Source organism: Methylomonas sp. EFPC3, from assembly GCF_029643245.1.
In the GTDB taxonomy this organism is placed as follows: domain Bacteria; phylum Pseudomonadota; class Gammaproteobacteria; order Methylococcales; family Methylomonadaceae; genus Methylomonas; species Methylomonas koyamae_B.
This window is the reverse complement of the sequence record NZ_CP116398.1, coordinates 3996839-4014085: the sequence shown is the minus strand read 5'-3', so window position 1 is coordinate 4014085 and position 17247 is coordinate 3996839. Positions and strand designations below refer to the sequence as shown.

Annotated in this window: 17 protein-coding genes and 2 rRNA genes; 1 reads left to right on the top strand and 18 read right to left on the bottom strand. The window is 53.5% G+C overall.

Annotation, left to right across the window (positions count from 1 at the left end; genetic code table 11):
- Positions 1–21: 21 nt before the first annotated feature.
- The 16 genes from PL263_RS18230 to serA all read right to left on the bottom strand — a co-directional run bounded on the left by PL263_RS18230 (position 22) and on the right by serA (position 13044).
- Positions 22–636: a chemotaxis protein gene (locus PL263_RS18230; RefSeq protein WP_278210700.1), complete on the bottom strand. Its 615-nt coding sequence runs from the start codon at positions 634–636 to the stop codon at positions 22–24.
- 103 nt (positions 637–739) lie between these two features.
- Complete coding sequence (gene queC / locus PL263_RS18225) at positions 740–1438, bottom strand: 7-cyano-7-deazaguanine synthase QueC (RefSeq protein WP_278212895.1); 699 nt, start codon at positions 1436–1438, stop codon at positions 740–742.
- A complete protein-coding gene (queE, locus tag PL263_RS18220) occupies positions 1422–2066 on the bottom strand; it encodes a 7-carboxy-7-deazaguanine synthase QueE (RefSeq protein ID WP_278210699.1) in 645 nt (214 codons plus the stop codon). The genes queC and queE overlap by 17 nt, the downstream gene beginning before the upstream one ends.
- Before the next feature lie 11 nt (positions 2067–2077).
- Positions 2078–2926: a tol-pal system protein YbgF gene (ybgF, locus tag PL263_RS18215; protein ID WP_278210697.1), complete on the bottom strand. Its 849-nt coding sequence runs from the start codon at positions 2924–2926 to the stop codon at positions 2078–2080.
- Positions 2926–3489 (bottom strand): peptidoglycan-associated lipoprotein Pal, encoded by a 564-nt coding sequence (gene pal, locus PL263_RS18210; RefSeq protein WP_140911618.1) that lies wholly within the window; start codon positions 3487–3489, stop codon positions 2926–2928. The genes ybgF and pal overlap by 1 nt, the downstream gene beginning before the upstream one ends.
- 63 nt (positions 3490–3552) lie before the next feature.
- The gene (tolB, locus tag PL263_RS18205) at positions 3553–4836 is read right to left on the bottom strand and encodes a Tol-Pal system beta propeller repeat protein TolB (protein ID WP_278210696.1); all 1284 of its coding nucleotides are present in this window, start codon (positions 4834–4836) and stop codon (positions 3553–3555) included.
- 17 nt (positions 4837–4853) lie between these two features.
- Positions 4854–6287 carry a cell envelope integrity protein TolA gene (gene tolA / locus PL263_RS18200; RefSeq protein ID WP_278210694.1) on the bottom strand — a complete coding sequence of 478 codons (1434 nt, stop codon included), beginning with the start codon at positions 6285–6287 and terminating at the stop codon, positions 4854–4856.
- A gap of 10 nt (positions 6288–6297) precedes the next feature.
- On the bottom strand, positions 6298–6708 hold the full coding sequence (tolR, locus tag PL263_RS18195; RefSeq protein WP_278210693.1) for a protein TolR: 411 nt from the start codon (positions 6706–6708) through the stop codon (positions 6298–6300).
- Positions 6709–6752: 44 nt separating this feature from the next.
- Positions 6753–7430, bottom strand: coding sequence for a protein TolQ (gene tolQ / locus PL263_RS18190; protein WP_064020548.1), 678 nt, complete (start codon positions 7428–7430; stop codon positions 6753–6755).
- Positions 7430–7846, bottom strand: coding sequence for a tol-pal system-associated acyl-CoA thioesterase (gene ybgC / locus PL263_RS18185; RefSeq protein ID WP_140911614.1), 417 nt, complete (start codon positions 7844–7846; stop codon positions 7430–7432). The genes tolQ and ybgC overlap by 1 nt, the downstream gene beginning before the upstream one ends.
- Positions 7843–8877 (bottom strand): Holliday junction branch migration DNA helicase RuvB, encoded by a 1035-nt coding sequence (gene ruvB / locus PL263_RS18180; RefSeq protein WP_186289523.1) that lies wholly within the window; start codon positions 8875–8877, stop codon positions 7843–7845. Before ruvB ends, ybgC begins: the two co-directional genes overlap by 4 nt.
- Positions 8877–9479: a Holliday junction branch migration protein RuvA gene (gene ruvA, locus PL263_RS18175; RefSeq protein WP_278210691.1), complete on the bottom strand. Its 603-nt coding sequence runs from the start codon at positions 9477–9479 to the stop codon at positions 8877–8879. The genes ruvB and ruvA overlap by 1 nt, the downstream gene beginning before the upstream one ends.
- The gene (ruvC, locus tag PL263_RS18170; protein WP_278210690.1) at positions 9476–9973 is read right to left on the bottom strand and encodes a crossover junction endodeoxyribonuclease RuvC; all 498 of its coding nucleotides are present in this window, start codon (positions 9971–9973) and stop codon (positions 9476–9478) included. Before ruvC ends, ruvA begins: the two co-directional genes overlap by 4 nt.
- Positions 9974–10004: 31 nt before the next feature.
- On the bottom strand, positions 10005–10754 hold the full coding sequence (locus PL263_RS18165) for a YebC/PmpR family DNA-binding transcriptional regulator (protein ID WP_140911610.1): 750 nt from the start codon (positions 10752–10754) through the stop codon (positions 10005–10007).
- A gap of 68 nt (positions 10755–10822) precedes the next feature.
- On the bottom strand, positions 10823–11464 hold the full coding sequence (locus PL263_RS18160) for an HAD-IB family phosphatase (protein WP_140911609.1): 642 nt from the start codon (positions 11462–11464) through the stop codon (positions 10823–10825).
- Entirely contained in the window at positions 11461–13044 is a 1584-nt protein-coding gene (serA, locus tag PL263_RS18155) for a phosphoglycerate dehydrogenase (protein WP_278210689.1), read from the bottom strand. The genes PL263_RS18160 and serA overlap by 4 nt, the downstream gene beginning before the upstream one ends.
- 135 nt (positions 13045–13179) lie before the next feature.
- Between serA and PL263_RS18150 the strand changes: the two genes are divergently transcribed.
- Complete coding sequence (locus PL263_RS18150) at positions 13180–13626, top strand: TlpA disulfide reductase family protein (RefSeq protein ID WP_278210688.1); 447 nt, start codon at positions 13180–13182, stop codon at positions 13624–13626.
- Between the two features lie 137 nt (positions 13627–13763).
- Here the strand turns inward: PL263_RS18150 and rrf are convergent.
- Positions 13764–13879: ribosomal RNA gene (gene rrf, locus PL263_RS18145) — 5S ribosomal RNA — on the bottom strand.
- Positions 13880–14041: 162 nt separating this feature from the next.
- A 23S ribosomal RNA gene (locus PL263_RS18140) occupies positions 14042–16935 on the bottom strand.
- Positions 16936–17247: the final 312 nt, after the last annotated feature.

The window sequence follows — 17247 nt, the reverse complement described above, 5'->3', positions numbered from 1 at the left end:
ACCTCGTGCTGCCGAACTGTGCTAATCGGCGAGATTGATAACGGTCAATGCGCTACGACAGCGATGAACTTTGTCGTTAATGATCTGGGCCGCGTTATCGACGCTTTCGGCAACCGCTTGCAAGCTCTGCAGATATTCGCCGGCTTGCGACGCTTCGATTCGGGAATTGGCGGCGATCACTCGCGCCGCGCGAGCCGGATGCATCACTTCGGCCAGCTTAACCAGCAATTCTTCCACATGAATTGTGAACTCGCGACGTCCGGCCTGCGCTCTTTGTCTGGCCTGCTGCAACGGTCCCTTCAAGGATTCGGCGTAGCGAGCCCCCACGGCCAGTCGTTCGACATTTTCGAAACGCTCGCAGGCTTCTGCCAAACGCTGTTCGTTGACCGTCAGCCGGTACAGAACAAAAGCGTAATCGTTGATATTGTTGACCAACTCAATGGTGCCCTTGGCCAATTCGTTAATAAAATCGGTGATGGGCTGAAAGCCTTTGGCTTTTTCTCCGGCGCGAAAGGCGATGGCTTTGGCGTTGGCCGCAGCCAACGATATTTCCTTAGCCACCTCCATCACGGCACTCAATTCGGCGGCGATGGACGCCACCGCCACGAACTGGGATTTGGTTTGTTTGACTTGCATGTGGCGAAACCTCTTGCGACTGACTCCGTCTGACCCTGCAAAGCTTAGCCGACAAATTCCAGCGCGCGAATTTCAGTTTCGATAAATGCGCGCCGATACGAATTTAGCGGGACTGATAACGGGTCGGATCAAGGACGCCGGCCGCCTCAAACCCAGCCGCACGCAGCCGACAGGCGTCGCATACGCCGCAGGCCCGGCCTTCGCTGTCGGCAGAATAACAGGAAACGGTAGCGGCATAATCGACGCCCAAGACCATACCTTGCCGGATAATCTCGGCCTTGCTCAACGCAATCAACGGCGTGTGGATCTGAATTTTATGGCCTTCGACGCCAGCCTTGGTGCCGAGGTTGGCCATATCCTGGAACGCCTTGATGAATTCCGGCCGACAATCGGGATAACCGGAATAATCCACGGCGTTGACGCCGATAAACACATCGTGTGCGTTCAACACCTCGGCCCAACCCAAGGCAAACGCCAGGAAAATAGTGTTTCTGGCCGGAACGTAGGTCACCGGAATACCGGCTTGAGGCGAAGTCGGCACATCGATATTGGCGTCGGTCAGTGCCGAGCCGCCGATCGAACTCAATCCCAAATTGATGATCTTATGGGCCGCGACTTGATAGTGGCCGGCAATGTTTCTTGCCGCTTCGAGTTCCGCGTTGTGGCGTTGGCCGTAATCGAAACTCAACGCATGACAGACAAAGCCTTGCCGCTGAGCCAGCGCCAACACCGTGATCGAATCCAATCCGCCGGACAACAAAATCACCGCCGGCTTGCCGCTGAAATTATTTTCCTCGCGCATCATTCCACAAATATTTATGCAATTGAATTTGAAATCTGACCGTTAACTGGTCGGCCAGAATTCGCTCAGCCAATTCGGTCGGAGGCATTACCCCCATCACCGGCGAAAACAACACTTCGCAACGCTGCGCCAATCGGAAATGCGCCACTTGTTGTTTGGACCATTCGTAATCGGCAGCATCGGCAATAACGAATTTCACTTGATCGTGCGGCAACAGAAAATCGAGATTGCGGTAAAGGTTGCGCTGCATTTCGCCGGAACTGGGCGTTTTCAAATCGATAACCTTGACGACTCTGGAGTCGACCGCCGCCACATCCAAAGCACCACTGGTCTCCAGAGAGACCAAATAACCGGCGTCCGCCAGTTGTACCAACAACAACTGACATCCGGGTTGAGCCAGCGGCTCGCCGCCGGTCACGGTCACGTAGCGGGTCTTATAGCGCCTTATCTCGGCGAGGATATCCGCAATAGCAAGTTTCTCGCCGCCACTAAAGGCGTAAGCGGTATCGCAGTAGGAACAGCGCAACGGACATCCGGTCAGGCGCACGAATACCGTGGGGATACCAACCGTATTGGTTTCCCCTTGCAACGAATAAAAAATCTCGGTGATGCGTAACTGTTGGTCCATCCGCCGACCGGCTATTGCGACATTTGCGCCAGCTTTTTCTCGGCCAAATGCGCAGCGGTGGTTCCCGGATAACTGGTGGTTACTCGGGTCAAATAATCGCGGGCTTTTGCGGTGTTTTGCAGATCGAATTCGATATAGCCCAATTTCAACAAGGCGTCAGGCACTTTCGAACTGTTCGGATATTGGCTGACCACTTTGTTGAACGCCGCTCGGGCGGCATCGAATTCGCGATTGATTTTATAAGCCTCTGCCAACCAATACTGGGAATTATCGGCGAATTCGCCGGCCGGAAAATCTTTCAGCAGTTCCTGAAACATTTTTACGGCTTGGGCGTTGTGACCGTTACGCAACGTGTCGTAGGCCGTTTGGTAGCGCTCTTTTTCGTTGCCGGAAACCGTTGTTGCAGCGGGCTTGGTATCAGCTACCGGCGCCGGCTGAACCGCGGGCGTTGCCGCCGGAGCAGCAGGCGTCGCGGAAGCGGCCGGAACGGTTGCAGCGACTGACGGAGTCGCCGTTTGCACGGCAGCCGCAGGTGCCGCCGCTGCGTCCGGCTGACCGACCGCAGGTTGGGTCGCAGCCGGCTGACCAGCGGTCGATAAAGCCTGCATCCGCTCGTCCAGATCGGAATACATATTGTTTTGTTTGCGTTGCAAATCGGCGATGGTTTGCGACTGCTCTTCAACCATGCCGCGCAATTGCTGCACTTCCGACTGTAACTGCTCGAGCCGTCCCAGGACTTCGAATATCGCGTTATCGCTGGGTGCGGCCGGATAGGCACCGGCATTATTGACCGGCGCTGCCGATGCCGAGACGGCCAACCCCAGGCTCAATCCCATTGCCAGAAGTGCGCGCTTAGCCATTATTGGTAACCGACTTCGACCCGGCGGTTCATTTGCCAAGCGGATTCGTCGTGGCCCGATACCGCCGGTTTTTCTTCACCGTAACTGACGACTTCCAATTGCGACGCGGTGACGCCCTGCGAGCGCATCATTCTTTCCACCGATTTGGCACGTTGCTCGCCCAAGGCGATGTTGTATTCGCTGGAACCGCGCTCGTCGGCATGGCCGGACAGAATGACGTGTTGGTTCGGATGCGAGGCCAGATAACGGGCATGGGCGGCAACAATCGGCACGTAATCCTGTTTGACTTGGCTGCTGTCCAACTCGAAATAAATGATCTGTTTGGACAACGGGTTATTCGGGTCGCTGAACTCCGGGCCCAAATTCGAACCTGAGCCGGAACCGAAGCCGTTGCCGGAACCAAACTGGCTGCCGGACATCGAGCCATCGTTGTAACCGCTGGTCGAAGCGTCGGTACCTTGGGTGGAATCGGCCAAGCTGCCTTCTTCGTCGGTTGAGCTGCAACCGCTGGCAATCAACACGGCGCTCATCGCCAAAGCCAAATAGGTTTTATTGAATCTCATCAAGTCTCTCCAAAAATAAATAAAAATCAGGTAGCTATAGTTTGAGGGTTATCGGCCTTGCAATCAAGGCGCCCAAGCCGGTTCGCGCACGCCGCCACTCTCGAATGCCAATTTTTGTTGCATCGCGCCGTCGGTCGACACCACCGATAACGCCGATTTGCCGCCACGGGTCGCCGCAAACAGAATCATGCTGCCGTTCGGGGCAAAACTGGGCGATTCGTCGAGATTGCCTTCGCTCAACACATTTACGGTACGCGACGCCATATCCATTACTGCGATCCGGTAACTGCCGCCATTGGCGGTGACCATGGCCAAACTTCTGCCATCCGCCGAGAATCGGCCTCTGGCGTTGTAATCGCCTTGAAAGGTCAAACGGCTGGCTTTACCGCCGGACGCCGGCATGCTGTAGAGTTGCGGCTTGCCGCCCATGTCCGAGGTAAACACGATCGTCGAACCGTCCGGAGACCAAGTCGGTTCGGTGTCGATCGACAAGCCGCTGGTCAAGCGGGTCAAGGCCCGGCTAGCCAAAGTCAGCACGTAAACATCGGGACTGCCGTCTTTGGACAAGGTAACCGCCAACCGGCTGCCGTCCGGCGAAAACGCCGGCGCGCCGTTAATGCCAGGGTAGGCGGCAACACTCTCACGTTGACCAGTAGCCAAGGTCTGCACCCAAATCTCGGAACGCTTGGTATGGAACGAAACGTAGGCGATTTTGCTGCCGTCCGGCGACCAAGCCGGCGCCATGATCGGCTCGGGAGATTCCGCTATCGTCCGCGGGTTGTAGCCGTCAGCATCGGCGACTTGCAGCATGTACTGTTTGCCGCTTCCGCGAGATACGCTGGTAACGTAAGCGATACGGGTATTGAACGCGCCCTTGCGCCCGGTCAGTTTTTCGTAAATCAAATCGCTGATGTGGTGCGCGGCGCGGCGCAATTCGTTGGCTCCGGCAGTCAGCCGGTAACCCATCAGCAATTGGCCGTTGTGCACGTTGAACAAGTAAAACTGGATGTTGAAGCTATTGCCGTTACCGACGACTTGGCCGATGGTCATGTAGTCCTGGCCCAACACCTGCCAGTCCCGGAAATTTACCTTTTCCGGCTCGCTGGGCTTGGTCAACATATCGTCTTCGGCCAGGGTTTTGAAAAAACCGCTACCGGCCAAGTCGGAACTGACTACATCGGACAGTTTTACGTTGCCGATAGAGCCTTGTTGGGCAAATGGGACAATAGCGATAGGCACGGCGGTTTGCGAGCCCTTGGTGATTTCGATAGTCAAACCGGCCGCCTGGGCCACCGATAGCAATGAGGCAATGAAGCCGCCGATTAAAACTCTGTTGATTAGCATCATTCTATGGGTTCCGTGGTTTATTCCGGTTTAAACGATAAATTGAAAACTCGGTACTTTTGGTTGAATAGTATTTTGTCTTGTGGCACCGGCAGCGGCGAGGCTTTTCTGACCGCATTTTCCGCCGAACGGTCGAATATCGGGTCGCCACTGCTGCCGACAACCACCGCATCCATCACGTCGCCGCTGGGCAGCAATTTTACCTGAATTGTACATTTCAAGCCTTGTGCGGCCCCCATCGGCCGAATCCACGCGCCTTCGGTTTTGCTTTTGATTAACCCGTTCAAGCGGGCTTCCTCGGCCGCAGCAGCAGCCAGGCGCTCCTGTTCTGCTTTCGCAGCAGCGGCAGCGGCCTCGGCGGCCTGGCGTTCTTTCTCGGCCTTTTCGGCGGCGGCTATTGCCGCTTGGCGTTCTTGCTCGGCTTTCGCCTTGGCTGCAGCTTCCGCGGCTAATTTGGCTTGGCGCTCTTTTTCGGCCTTGGCTTTGGCTTCCGCTTCTGCGGCAAGTCGTTCTTTCTCGGCCTTTTCCGCCGCTAATTTAGCCTGACGATCCTTTTCGGCCTTATCCGCTTTTGCCTTGGCTTCGGCTTCGGCAGCTTGTTTGGCTTTCTCTGCCGCCAGCGCGGCCTGTTTTTCCTTCTCGGCCCGGGCTTTTTCTTCAGCTAACTGCTTTTCTTTTTCCGCTTTGGCTTGTTGCGCCTGTTCCTCGCGTTTGGCTTCCTCGGCTTTTTGTTGCTGCAGCTTTTTCTGTTCCAGAGCCTTTTGTTCCTGAAGCTTCTTTTCCTGCTCCAATTTTTTTGCTTCGGCTTCCTGTTGTTTCAGCTTGGCTTCTTCCGCCAGTTTTTGTTCCTTGACTTTGGCTTCCCGTTCGGCTTCCTGTTGCTTTTGTTTTTCCAACTGCTTTTGTTTCTCGGCTTCCTTTTGCCTTTCCAGCTCGGCCTGTTTCTGCTTTTCGGCTACTTCCTTTTGCTTGTCCAATTCGGCCTGCTTCTGTTTTTCCGCGGCTTCCCTGGCTTTTTTTTCCTCCAGAGCCCGCCGTTCCTTGGCCTCCTCCAACTTTTTTTCCTCTTCCCTGCGCTTGGTTTCTAGCGCTTCCTGGCGCTTTTGTTCAGCCTGGGCCTCCTGCTTACGCTTTTCGGCGGCTTCCAAGGCTTTCTGCTCTTCCAATACCCGCTGCTTTTTTGCCTGCTGCAGGGCTTGTTCCTCGAACTTGCGCGCTTCTTCCAAATGCTGCTGGCGCTCGACTTCAGCCTGCCGTTTATTTTCTTCGTTTTGCTTCAGACGCTCGGCTTCGGCATCGATTGCCGCACCATCGAGTACGGTAGCCTCGATAATTTCGGCCGGCGGCGCAGTTTGAGCATTATCGCTATCGGTCAGGAAACTGATACTGAACAGCAGCACAATTAATATGTGCAATGCCACCGCCAAAACAAACGAAGGTTTGAAATTTCTCATGATTCTGACGTTATTTGCTCTCAGGCGGCGGCGAAGTCATCAAGCCCACTTTCGGCGCACCGGTTTTTTTCAGTTCCACCATGACCTTGACAATACTGCCGTAGTCGACTTCATGGTCGCCGCGCACGTAAAGCTGCGCCTTCGGGTTGTTCCGGAACACCGCTGCCACCCGGGTTTTGACGGTGTCGACATCGACCGGGGAGTCCGCTTCTTCATCGCCGTTACCGATGTCGACATACAGGCTGCCGTCTTTTTTAATCGAAACGATGACCGGGGCCTGGTCTTGCAAGTCGACCGATTCGGCTTCGGCTTGCGGCAAATCGACATCGACGCCGGTTTGCACCAGCGGCGCCGTGATCATGAATATCATCAACAGCACGAAAGTAACGTCGATATAAGGTACGACGTTAATTTCCGCCATCGGTCCGCGCCGTTTGCGCGATTTACGGTTGCTGCCGCCTACGTTCATTTGCTGTGCGCCTGTCTTTGCAGAAGGACGACGAATTCGTCGATAAACAACTCGTAACGGCCGGCCAAACGGTCCAGCCGGGTCGAGAAGCGGTTGTAGGCGATAACAGCCGGAATCGCGGCAAACAAACCGATTGCGGTCGCGATCAGCGCTTCGGAAATGCCAGGTGCGACGTTTGCTAGGGTGGCATTTTTAATTTCGCCCAAAGCCCGGAACGAATTCATGATGCCCCATACGGTACCGAACAAGCCGATGTAAGGACTGGTCGAGCCGACCGTTGCCAGGAACGGCAGGGTTTCGTCCAACCGGTCCAATTCGCGGGCCAGCTCGATACGCATCGCCCGCTGCGCGCTTTCGACCTGAACCACCGGCTCGACATCGCCTTTTTGGCGCATTCTGGCAAATTCGCGGTAGCCGGCCAGAAAGATTTTTTCGATCCCTTCCGGCTCGAAACGGTCGCTGGACATTTTTTTGTACAACTCCGCCAGACCGACGCCGGACCAGAACTCGTCCTCGAAATCGTCGGTGATCTCGATAGCCTGTTTCAACTCTTTCCGTTTGGAGAAAATGAAAGTCCACGAAGCAATCGACGCCGACAGCAGTATGAACATGACAAACTGCACGACAAAACTGGCTTCTTTGACCAGTGTCAGAATGGATAAATCGGTATTCATCAGCTTAATTGTTCCAAAATAACGGTGGGAATTGGTTTGGGTTTCATGGTTTGCGCATCGAGACAGGCGATCCTGACCTCCCCGGCACACAGAATTTGTTGTTGGCGGGTAACGGCCTGTTCAAAAGTAAGGTTGGTTTTTTTGATTTCAATGACTTTGGCGCTGACCGCCAATTGTTCGTTAAATCGGGCCGGTTTCAGATACTCAATCTTGACCGAGCGCACTACAAAAATAACGCCTTGCTCGGCAATCAATGCGTCTTGTTCGAATCCGTAACTGCGCAAAAATTCGGTTCGGGCCCGTTCGAAAAATTTAAGGTAGTTTGCGTAGAATACGACACCGCCGGCATCGGTATCCTCGTAATACACCCTGACCGGCCAGTTGAATTCCGCCGCATTGAACAGTCCTAACGTCATAGGCTAAAAATATCGTCGCTACCTGGCGCGCTTTTGGGCTGAGGCAAACCGAAATGGCTGTAAGCCTTGTGCGTGGCGACACGGCCTCGCGGCGTGCGCATGATGAATCCCTGCTGCAGTAAATACGGCTCTAATACATCCTCAACCGTACCACGCTCTTCGCTGATAGCCGCTGCCAATGTATCCAAACCCACTGGACCACCCTGGAAATTTTCGATCATCGCCAGCAGCAATTTGCGGTCCAGCATATCGAAGCCTTGCGGATCAATTTTGAGCATTTCCAGAGCCTGAGAGGCAATTTCGCGCGTCACCACGCCGCTCCCTTTCACCTCGGCAAAATCACGCACCCGGCGCAACAAGCGATTGGCAATGCGCGGCGTGCCGCGTGAACGGCAGGCAATTTCATCTGCACCGCCGCCATCCATGCCGATACCTAACATTTGTGCGGACCGTTTGACGATACTGGACAGTTCCTCGACAGTGTAGAACTCCAAGCGCTGAACGATACCGAAGCGATCGCGCAATGGCGAAGTCAATAATCCAGCACGAGTAGTGGCACCGATCAATGTAAACGGCGGCAGATCCAGCTTGATCGAGCGCGCGGCAGGGCCTTCGCCTATTATAATATCAATCTGGTAGTCTTCCATAGCCGGATACAGCACCTCCTCCACCGCAGGATTCAGCCTGTGGATCTCGTCGATGAACAAGACATCGTGCGCCTGCAAATTGGTCAATAAAGCCGCCAAATCTCCGGCTTTATCCAGCACCGGCCCGGAGGTCTGCCGAATATTGACGTTCATTTCGGTGGCTACGATATTGGCCAACGTAGTTTTACCCAGTCCCGGCGGGCCGAATATCAGCACATGATCCAAAGCTTCAGCGCGACTGACCGCCGCCTGAATGAAGATTTCCATTTGTTGGCGCAATTCGCGCTGGCCGACGTAATCTTTCAAGCGTTTCGGCCGAATCGCCCGATCGACTCTTTCCTCGTCGTTACTGCCCAGCGCAGTGACCAAACGGTCGCTTTCTATCATTTAACCGCTCCGCGCAGTGCCGCGCGAATGATATCTTCGCAACTGCTATCGTCGCTGGCAACGGCCTGGGCCATCCGCGCCGCATCCTGCGGTTTGTAGCCCAACGCGCACAACGCGCTGATGGCCTCCTGTTTTGCAGACTCTTTGGCGACATAGGTTTGGCCACCACCTGACTCGCGTGCACTAAATTTGTTTAGGTCCGGCAAGCGCCCGCGCATCTCCACGATCAAGCGTTCGGCGGTCTTTTGGCCGACGCCGGGCAAGCGCACCAAGGCCTTGACGTCATTGTCGTCGATACAGCGGTAAAACGCCTCTGTCGTCTGTCCGGACAATATGGTCAACGCCAATTTGGGTCCTATCCCGTTAACTTTGATCAGCGCCCGAAACAAACTTCTCTCGCCTTCGCTGACAAAACCGAACAAAATATGCGCGTCTTCCCGTACGATCAAATGGGTATGTAAGCGGACTTCCTCGCCCAGCGCCGGCAAATCGTAAAAGGTATTCATCGGTGCTTCGACTTCATAGCCAACGCCCTGCACGTCCAGCAATAACTGCGGCGGCGCCTTGTGGATCAGCTTGCCACGCAAAAAACCGATCACGCCCCCACCTGCTGCAGGCGTTTCGCTGTTTCCTGGTAATGGCTATGGCAGAGGCTGACCGCCAACGCATCGCTGGCATCGATTTGTAGCTCGCCTTGAATATTCAACAAAATTTTCACCATATGCTGCACTTGCAACTTGTCTGCGTTGCCTTTACCGACCAGCGCCTGTTTGACTTGCCGAGCGGCATATTCGAACACCGGTAGCCGCCTGTTCATCGTCGCGCAAATTGCGGCGCCGCGGGCTTGGCCGAGCTTCAAGGCAGAATCAGCGTTCTTGTGCATGAAAACCTGCTCGATCGCCATCTGCTCCGGACTATACAACTCTATAATCTGGCTGACGCCATCGAAGATTTGTTGCAACCGCTCCGGAAAATTATCGGACTGTACCCGAATGCAACCGCTAGCCAAGTATTTGACGCCGCGCGGCGACGTTTCGACCACGCCGTAACCGGTAATTCTCGAGCCGGGGTCTATGCCTAGTATCCTGACCAATCGCTTAACCGCCGCTTAATGTCAAAGCAGATTAACCGATCGCGGCCATAATTTCGTCGCTGATGTCGGCATTCGAATAGACGTCTTGGACGTCATCCAAATCTTCCAAGCGATCGATCAACTTCAGCATTTTCTCGGCAGCCTCGGCGTCTAACTCGGTTTTAGTGTCGGCATGCATAGTGACTTCCGCGCTTTCCGGCTCCAATCCAGCAGCGACCATGGCTTCTTTGACATTCAGATAATCCTCCGGCGCCGTAAACACATCGATCGACCCGTCGTCGTTGCTCACGACATCCTCGGCCCCCGCCTCCATCGCCGCTTCCATCACCGCATCTTCGTTTACCTCGTCGGAAAAACTGATAATGCCGACCTTACGGAAAAGATATGCCACGGAACCGTCCGTACCCAAGTTGCCGCCATGCTTGGAAAAAGCGTGTCGCACGTCGGCTACGGTGCGATTACGATTATCGGTCAGGCAATTGACCATGACCGCGGTGCCGCCGGGGCCGTAACCCTCATAGCGCACGTGTTCGTAATTATCGCCGTCGAGTGCGCCGATGGCTTTTTTGATGGTGTTATCAATGGTGTCCCGCTTCATGTTGGCACCAAGCGCCTTGTCGATAACCGCGCGCAAGCTGGGATTATTGGCAACGTCGCCGCCACCCGGACCTTTGGCGGCTACAGTAATTTCCCGGATCAGTTTGGTAAAAATCTTGCCCCGTTTGGCGTCTTGCGCACCTTTACGATGTTTGATATTCGCCCACTTACTATGCCCTGCCATTGTATCTCTCTGAATCCTCTAAAAAATTTGCCGATTTTACCATCGCAAACCCGGCTTATCGAGCTTCGTTATAGCACGTGCGGCAAAACGGCCGTTAGCGACGCATCGGCGACGTAGCAATCCGCTTGTTCTTCCACCAAAGGCCGGCGGACCACGCCACCAAACCCGATCATGTAAGCACCGGCCTGCTTGGCCTCCAGATCGGTCTTGCCGTCACCTATCATCACCAAGGCTGAATGGTGCATTCTAAGCCTTCTGCAGACTCTAGCCTTACCGCCGCTGACGGCTAACGGCGAATGCCGGGCAAAATCCGAATACCCGCCGTCGGCGTCGAACTCGATATCGACCGCATGCACGTGCTGCTCCGGAATCCCCAGCCGTTCCGCCAACGGCAAAATCGCTTGCCGCAATCCTCCGCTGATAATATGGATTTGTTTGGCATTCGCTTGTAACGCGGCAACGGTTTCGGCAACACCGTCGACCAACTCGGAAATGTACAAGGCGGCCAACCAATCTATCGCCGCTTTGTCCGGTTTGATCAATTCCAAGCGTTTGGCATAAACCTCTTCCAACGCCAATTCGCCATTCATCGCCGCATCTGTCAACGCCGCCACTTCATCGAATATCCCATTACGCCGGGCCAACTCGTCTATCCCTTCGATCCGGCTCAAGGTACTGTCACAATCAAAACAGACTACATCAAAACTCATAAAACGATTTGCCTCGCCGTATGCACTGCCGGCACTTCGCATACTGCTTTCAATACTTGTTCGTTCAAAGGGTCGGAAACGCTGATCACCATCATCGCCAATTGGTTTTGGTCGGCGATACTGACCTGCATCCGGGTGATATTGATATTGGCCGCGCCCAATATCGAACTGATCGCCGCAATCACACCGGGTTTGTCGTCATGCCGGGTAATCAACAACGCCCCCTCCGGCACGACTTCGATTTCGAAGTGGTTGATACCGACCAACCGGGGATGCTGATGTCCGAGCAAGGTACCGGACAGAGATACTTCCTTATCCCCACAATGCCCGGTGATTTTAATCAACGATTGATAGCCTTCAGCGTATTCGGTCTGTGATTCAACCAGCGCAACACCCTGGCGTTTGGCGATATTTTCGACGTTGACCCGGTTGACTGGAGTCGAAAGTTGACCTTTAAACAAACCTACCATGGCTTCCGCCGATATCGGCCTGATTTTGACTTGGGCGGCTTTACCGAAAACGGCAACATCCAGTTTTTCGATCGGCCGGTCGATTAAACCCACCAAGACCTTACCCAGAATATTCGCCAAGTTCATAAATGGCTGCGCCTCGTTCAGCTCTTCGGCTGACAGTCTAGGTAGATTCAAGGCATTAACCGCTTCGCCGGTTTGCAGGTACTTGACAACCTGACGCGCAATTTCGACGCTAACTGCAATTTGCGCTTCTTTGGTGGACGCCCCAAGGTGAGGAGTAAACACAATATTATCCAAACTCAACAAAGGGGAATCGGCCGGTGGCTCGTTTTCATAAACGTCCAAGGCCGCGCCGGCAATACGCCCTGCCTTTAACGCGTCGTATAGCGCCGCTTCGTCGACCAAACCACCACGGGCGCAATTAATCAGTCTTGCCGACTTCTTCATCATGGCCAATTGTTGGTGGCCGATAATATTTTTAGTTTTTTCTAATAACGGACAATGCAGCGTCAAATAATCTGCCTGTTTAAGCAACGTATCCAGATCGACCATTTCCGCACCGTGTTTAGCGAAAACATCGGGGGCAACATAAGGATCGTAAGCAATTACCCGCATGCCTAAGCCATGTCCTCGCTGGGCGACGATCCGGCCGATCGTACCGAAACCCAAAATAGACAGCGTCTTGTGGGCAATCTCGGCACCCATCAGCTTGGCCCGCTCCCACTTTCCTTGTCGAACCGAGAGATTGGCCGCAGGCAGATTCCGGCTTAACGAGAAGATATGCGCGATCGCCAATTCCGCCGTGGTGGTCGCGTTCGCATCGGGCGTATTCATTACGATAACACCCTGTTCGGTAGCAGCCGCTAAATCGACGTTATCGACTCCAATGCCCGCTCGTCCAACCACTTTTAACTTGGTCGCGCACTGTAAAACCCGCCTCGTGACCTGGGTATCGCTTCTGATCAGCAATGCATCATATTCGGCAATCAATTCGCATAACTCATCTTCATCCAATCCGGTCTGAATATGAATTTGAATGCCTTCTTGAGCATTCAAAAAATTAACGCCGTCTTCCGCGAGCTTGTCGGAAATCAGAATTTTTTTCATCACAGAAACCACGATTGATGGGCAATTCGGCCATTTTAGCAGCTTTGTTATAATCGCCCCAAGACCAATCAAGCCGTCCCGAATTTAACGCCTATGCAACTAAAATCCGCACTTGGTGCAATTGTCGCTGTGAGCATGTTGGCGATAGTTTTTTGGCAACAAACTCATTTAGACCCCAAAGCCCCCGATGCCGAATTCACCACGCTAAGTGGCGAGCGAATTGTGCTCGGAGAATTGGGCGGTCAGCCAGTATTGATCACATTTTGGGCGACCGACTGCCGGGCCTGTATCGAAGAAATTCCGGATTTAATCGCTTTGCACCAACAATTCGCCCACAAGGGTTTGCAAATAATTGCGGTAGCGATGCCTTACGAGATTCCCAGCCGAGTAAAGCAGTTGAGCGAAATGCGGAAATTGCCGTATGCAGTAGCCTTGGATATCGAAGGCGTCCATGCGAGGGCCTTTGGAGATGTATCGTTGACGCCCAGCAGTTTTTTGATTGACCGGGAAAGGAATGTCGTTTCCCGGGTGGTTGGTCGATTCAATTTAGCGGACTGGCGAGCACGAATTGCCGCAATGTAGTCGAATTGAACGACTCTCTAGGCGGATTAGCAGCCTTACGTGTCCCGTACCTGGATTGAGCCATCGCATGGCGCACGCAGCTGTGAGAAGAGTCTAGGCAAAAAAAAGCCCGTCTGAGACGGGCTTTATGTTTAAGAGCTTGGCGATGACCTACTTTCACATGGCAACCTGCCACACTATCATCGGCGCTAAGCGGTTTCACTTCCGAGTTCGGGATGGGATCGGGTGGTTCACGCTTGCTATGTTCACCAAGCAAACTGGTTAGGCTGTTGTTGCAGCCGTCATGCACAGGTTTCAAGCTTATTCGCTTGCCGGCTTTCGCCGTTAACCTGTTTTTCATGGAAATCTGTAGCGAGTTTGTCGTTCTCAGTTTGTTATCAGCAGTCAACTGCTACCCAAACGCATTGGGTGTTATATGGTCAAGCCTCACGGGCAATTAGTACACGTTAGCTACGCCCATTACTGGACTTCCACACCGTGCCTATCAACGTCGTCGTCTCCAACGGCCCTTCAGGGGACTTAAAGTCCCAGTGAGATCTCATCTTGGGAGGGGCTTCCCGCTTAGATGCTTTCAGCGGTTATCCTGTCCGAACGTGGCTACCCGGCAATGCCATTGGCATGACAACCGGAACACCAGAGGTTCGTCCACTTCGGTCCTCTCGTACTAGAAGCAGCTTCCCTCAAATCTCAAACGCCCACGGCAGATAGGGACCGAACTGTCTCACGACGTTCTGAACCCAGCTCGCGTACCACTTTAAATGGCGAACAGCCATACCCTTGGGACCTGCTTCAGCCCCAGGATGTGATGAGCCGACATCGAGGTGCCAAACACCGCCGTCGATATGAACTCTTGGGCGGTATCAGCCTGTTATCCCCGGCGTACCTTTTATCCGTTGAGCGATGGCCCTTCCATACAGAACCACCGGATCACTAAGACCTACTTTCGTACCTGCTCGACTTGTCCGTCTCGCAGTCAAGCACCCTTATGCCTTTGCACTCATTGCCTGATTTCCGACCAGGCTGAGGGTACCTTCGTGCTCCTCCGTTACTCTTTGGGAGGAGACCGCCCCAGTCAAACTACCCACCAGACACTGTCCCTAATCCAGATAATGGATCGAGGTTAGAACTCCAAACATACCAGGGTGGTATTTCAAGGATGGCTCCACAAGAACTGGCGTTCCTGCTTCACAGCCTCCCACCTATCCTACACAAGTAGGTTCAAAGTCCAGTGTCAAGCTATAGTAAAGGTGCACGGGGTCTTTCCGTCTAGCCGCGGGTACACTGCATCTTCACAGCGATTTCAATTTCACTGAGTCCCAGGTGGAGACAGTGTGGCCATCGTTACGCCATTCGTGCAGGTCGGAACTTACCCGACAAGGAATTTCGCTACCTTAGGACCGTTATAGTTACGGCCGCCGTTTACTGGGGCTTCGATCAAGAGCTTCTCCGAAGATAACCCCATCAATTAACCTTCCAGCACCGGGCAGGCGTCACACCCTATACGTCCACTTTCGTGTTTGCAGAGTGCTATGTTTTTGCTAAACAGTCGCAGCCACCGATTTTTTGCAACCGCCTTACGCTCCATCCGCGAGGGACTTAACTTATCAACGGCATACCTTCTCCCGAAGTTACGGTATCATTTTGCCTAGTTCCTTCACCTGGGTTCTCTCAAGCGCCTTAGAATTTTCATCCCACCCACCTGTGTCGGTTTAGGGTACGGCCACTAGTAACCTGAAGCTTAGAGGTTTTTCCTGGAAGCAGGGCATCTATCACTTCGCGTTTCTTTCGAGACACTCGTCATCACATCTCAGCATAAAGCACCCCGGATTTGCCTAAGGTACATGCCTACTTGCTTAAACGGCCACTTCCAACCGACCGCTGATATAGCCTTCTCCGTCACCCCATCGCAGTTACTACTGGTACAGGAATATTAACCTGTTTTCCATCGACTACGCATTTCTGCCTCGCCTTAGGTGCCGACTAACCCTGCGTCGATTAACGTTGCGCAGGAAACCTTGGGTTTACGGCGAGGGGGTTTTTCACCCCCTTTATCGTTACTTATGTCAGCATTCGCACTTCCGATACCTCCAGCCGACTTCTCAATCGACCTTCGCAGGCGTACGGAACGCTCCTCTACCACTCACGCAAAGCGTGAATCCGTAGCTTCGGTACTATGCTTAGCCCCGGTGAATCTTCCGCGCAGACCGACTCGACCAGTGAGCTATTACGCTTTCTTTAAAGGGTGGCTGCTTCTAAGCCAACCTCCTGGCTGTCTGTGCCTTTCCACATCGTTTCCCACTGAGCATAGATTTGGGGACCTTAGCTGACGGTCTGGGCTGTTTCCCTTTTCACGACGGACCTTATCACCCGCCGTGTGTCTCCCGTGCTGAAACTTGCTGGTATTCGGAGTTTGCATCGGGTTGGTAAGTCGGGATGACCCCCTAGCCGAAACAGTGCTCTACCCCCAGCAGTTATACACGAGGCGCTACCTAAATAGCTTTCGAGGAGAACCAGCTATCTCCGAGCTTGATTAGCCTTTCACTCCGATCCACAACTCATCCCCTACCTTTTCAACGGGAGTGGGTTCGGTCCTCCAGTGTGTGTTACCACACCTTCAACCTGGTCATGGATAGATCGCCCGGTTTCGGGTCTACACCTTGCGACTAAACGCCCTATTAAGACTCGGTTTCCCTACGCCTCCCCTATTCGGTTAAGCTTGCCACAAAATGTAAGTCGCTGACCCATTATACAAAAGGTACGCAGTCACCCCACGAAGGGGCTCCCACTGCTTGTACGCATACGGTTTCAGGTTCTATTTCACTCCGCTCTCCGCGGTTCTTTTCGCCTTTCCCTCACGGTACTGGTTCACTATCGGTCAGTAAGGAGTATTTAGCCTTGGAGGATGGTCCCCCCATATTCAGTCAACGTTTCACGTGCGCCGACCTACTCGATTTCATGCTGAAGACGTTTTCGTGTACGGGGCTATCACCCTGTATCGCCGGACTTTCCAGACCGTTCCACTAACGTCATCAACACTTAAGGGCTGGTCCCCGTTCGCTCGCCACTACTAAGGGAATCTCGGTTGATTTCTTTTCCTCCGGGTACTTAGATGTTTCAGTTCTCCGGGTTCGCTTCAGTGAGCTATGTATTCACTCAAAGATGACGAGGTTATCCTCGCCGGGTTTCCCCATTCAGACATCTCCGGATCACAGGCTGTTTGCCGCCTCCCCGAAGCTTTTCGCAGGCTACCACGTCTTTCATCGCCTCTTACTGCCTAGGCATCCACCGTATGCGCTTATTCACTTGACCATATAACCCGAATACGTCTGCTTTTACTTCGCTTCCGATTTTCATCTTCGGCTTCGTTAGGCTTACGATTTAAGTTATTTGTCAGCTGACATGTTCGCTGATGTTGCTTGAGAACGACTTGCTATTTACTTTCGGCGCTTATCTTTCGATAATCACTTCCGATAAACCGCAACTCGTTTCAGTTTTGATCGTTTCCGATCAAGACTTGGTTACAGATTTCCATATTGTTAAAGAGCGTATTGATCTAAGGATCAATTCTATAAAGCCTGTATTCAAGCATTATAGAGCTGATCGCCTTCACGGATACGTTGG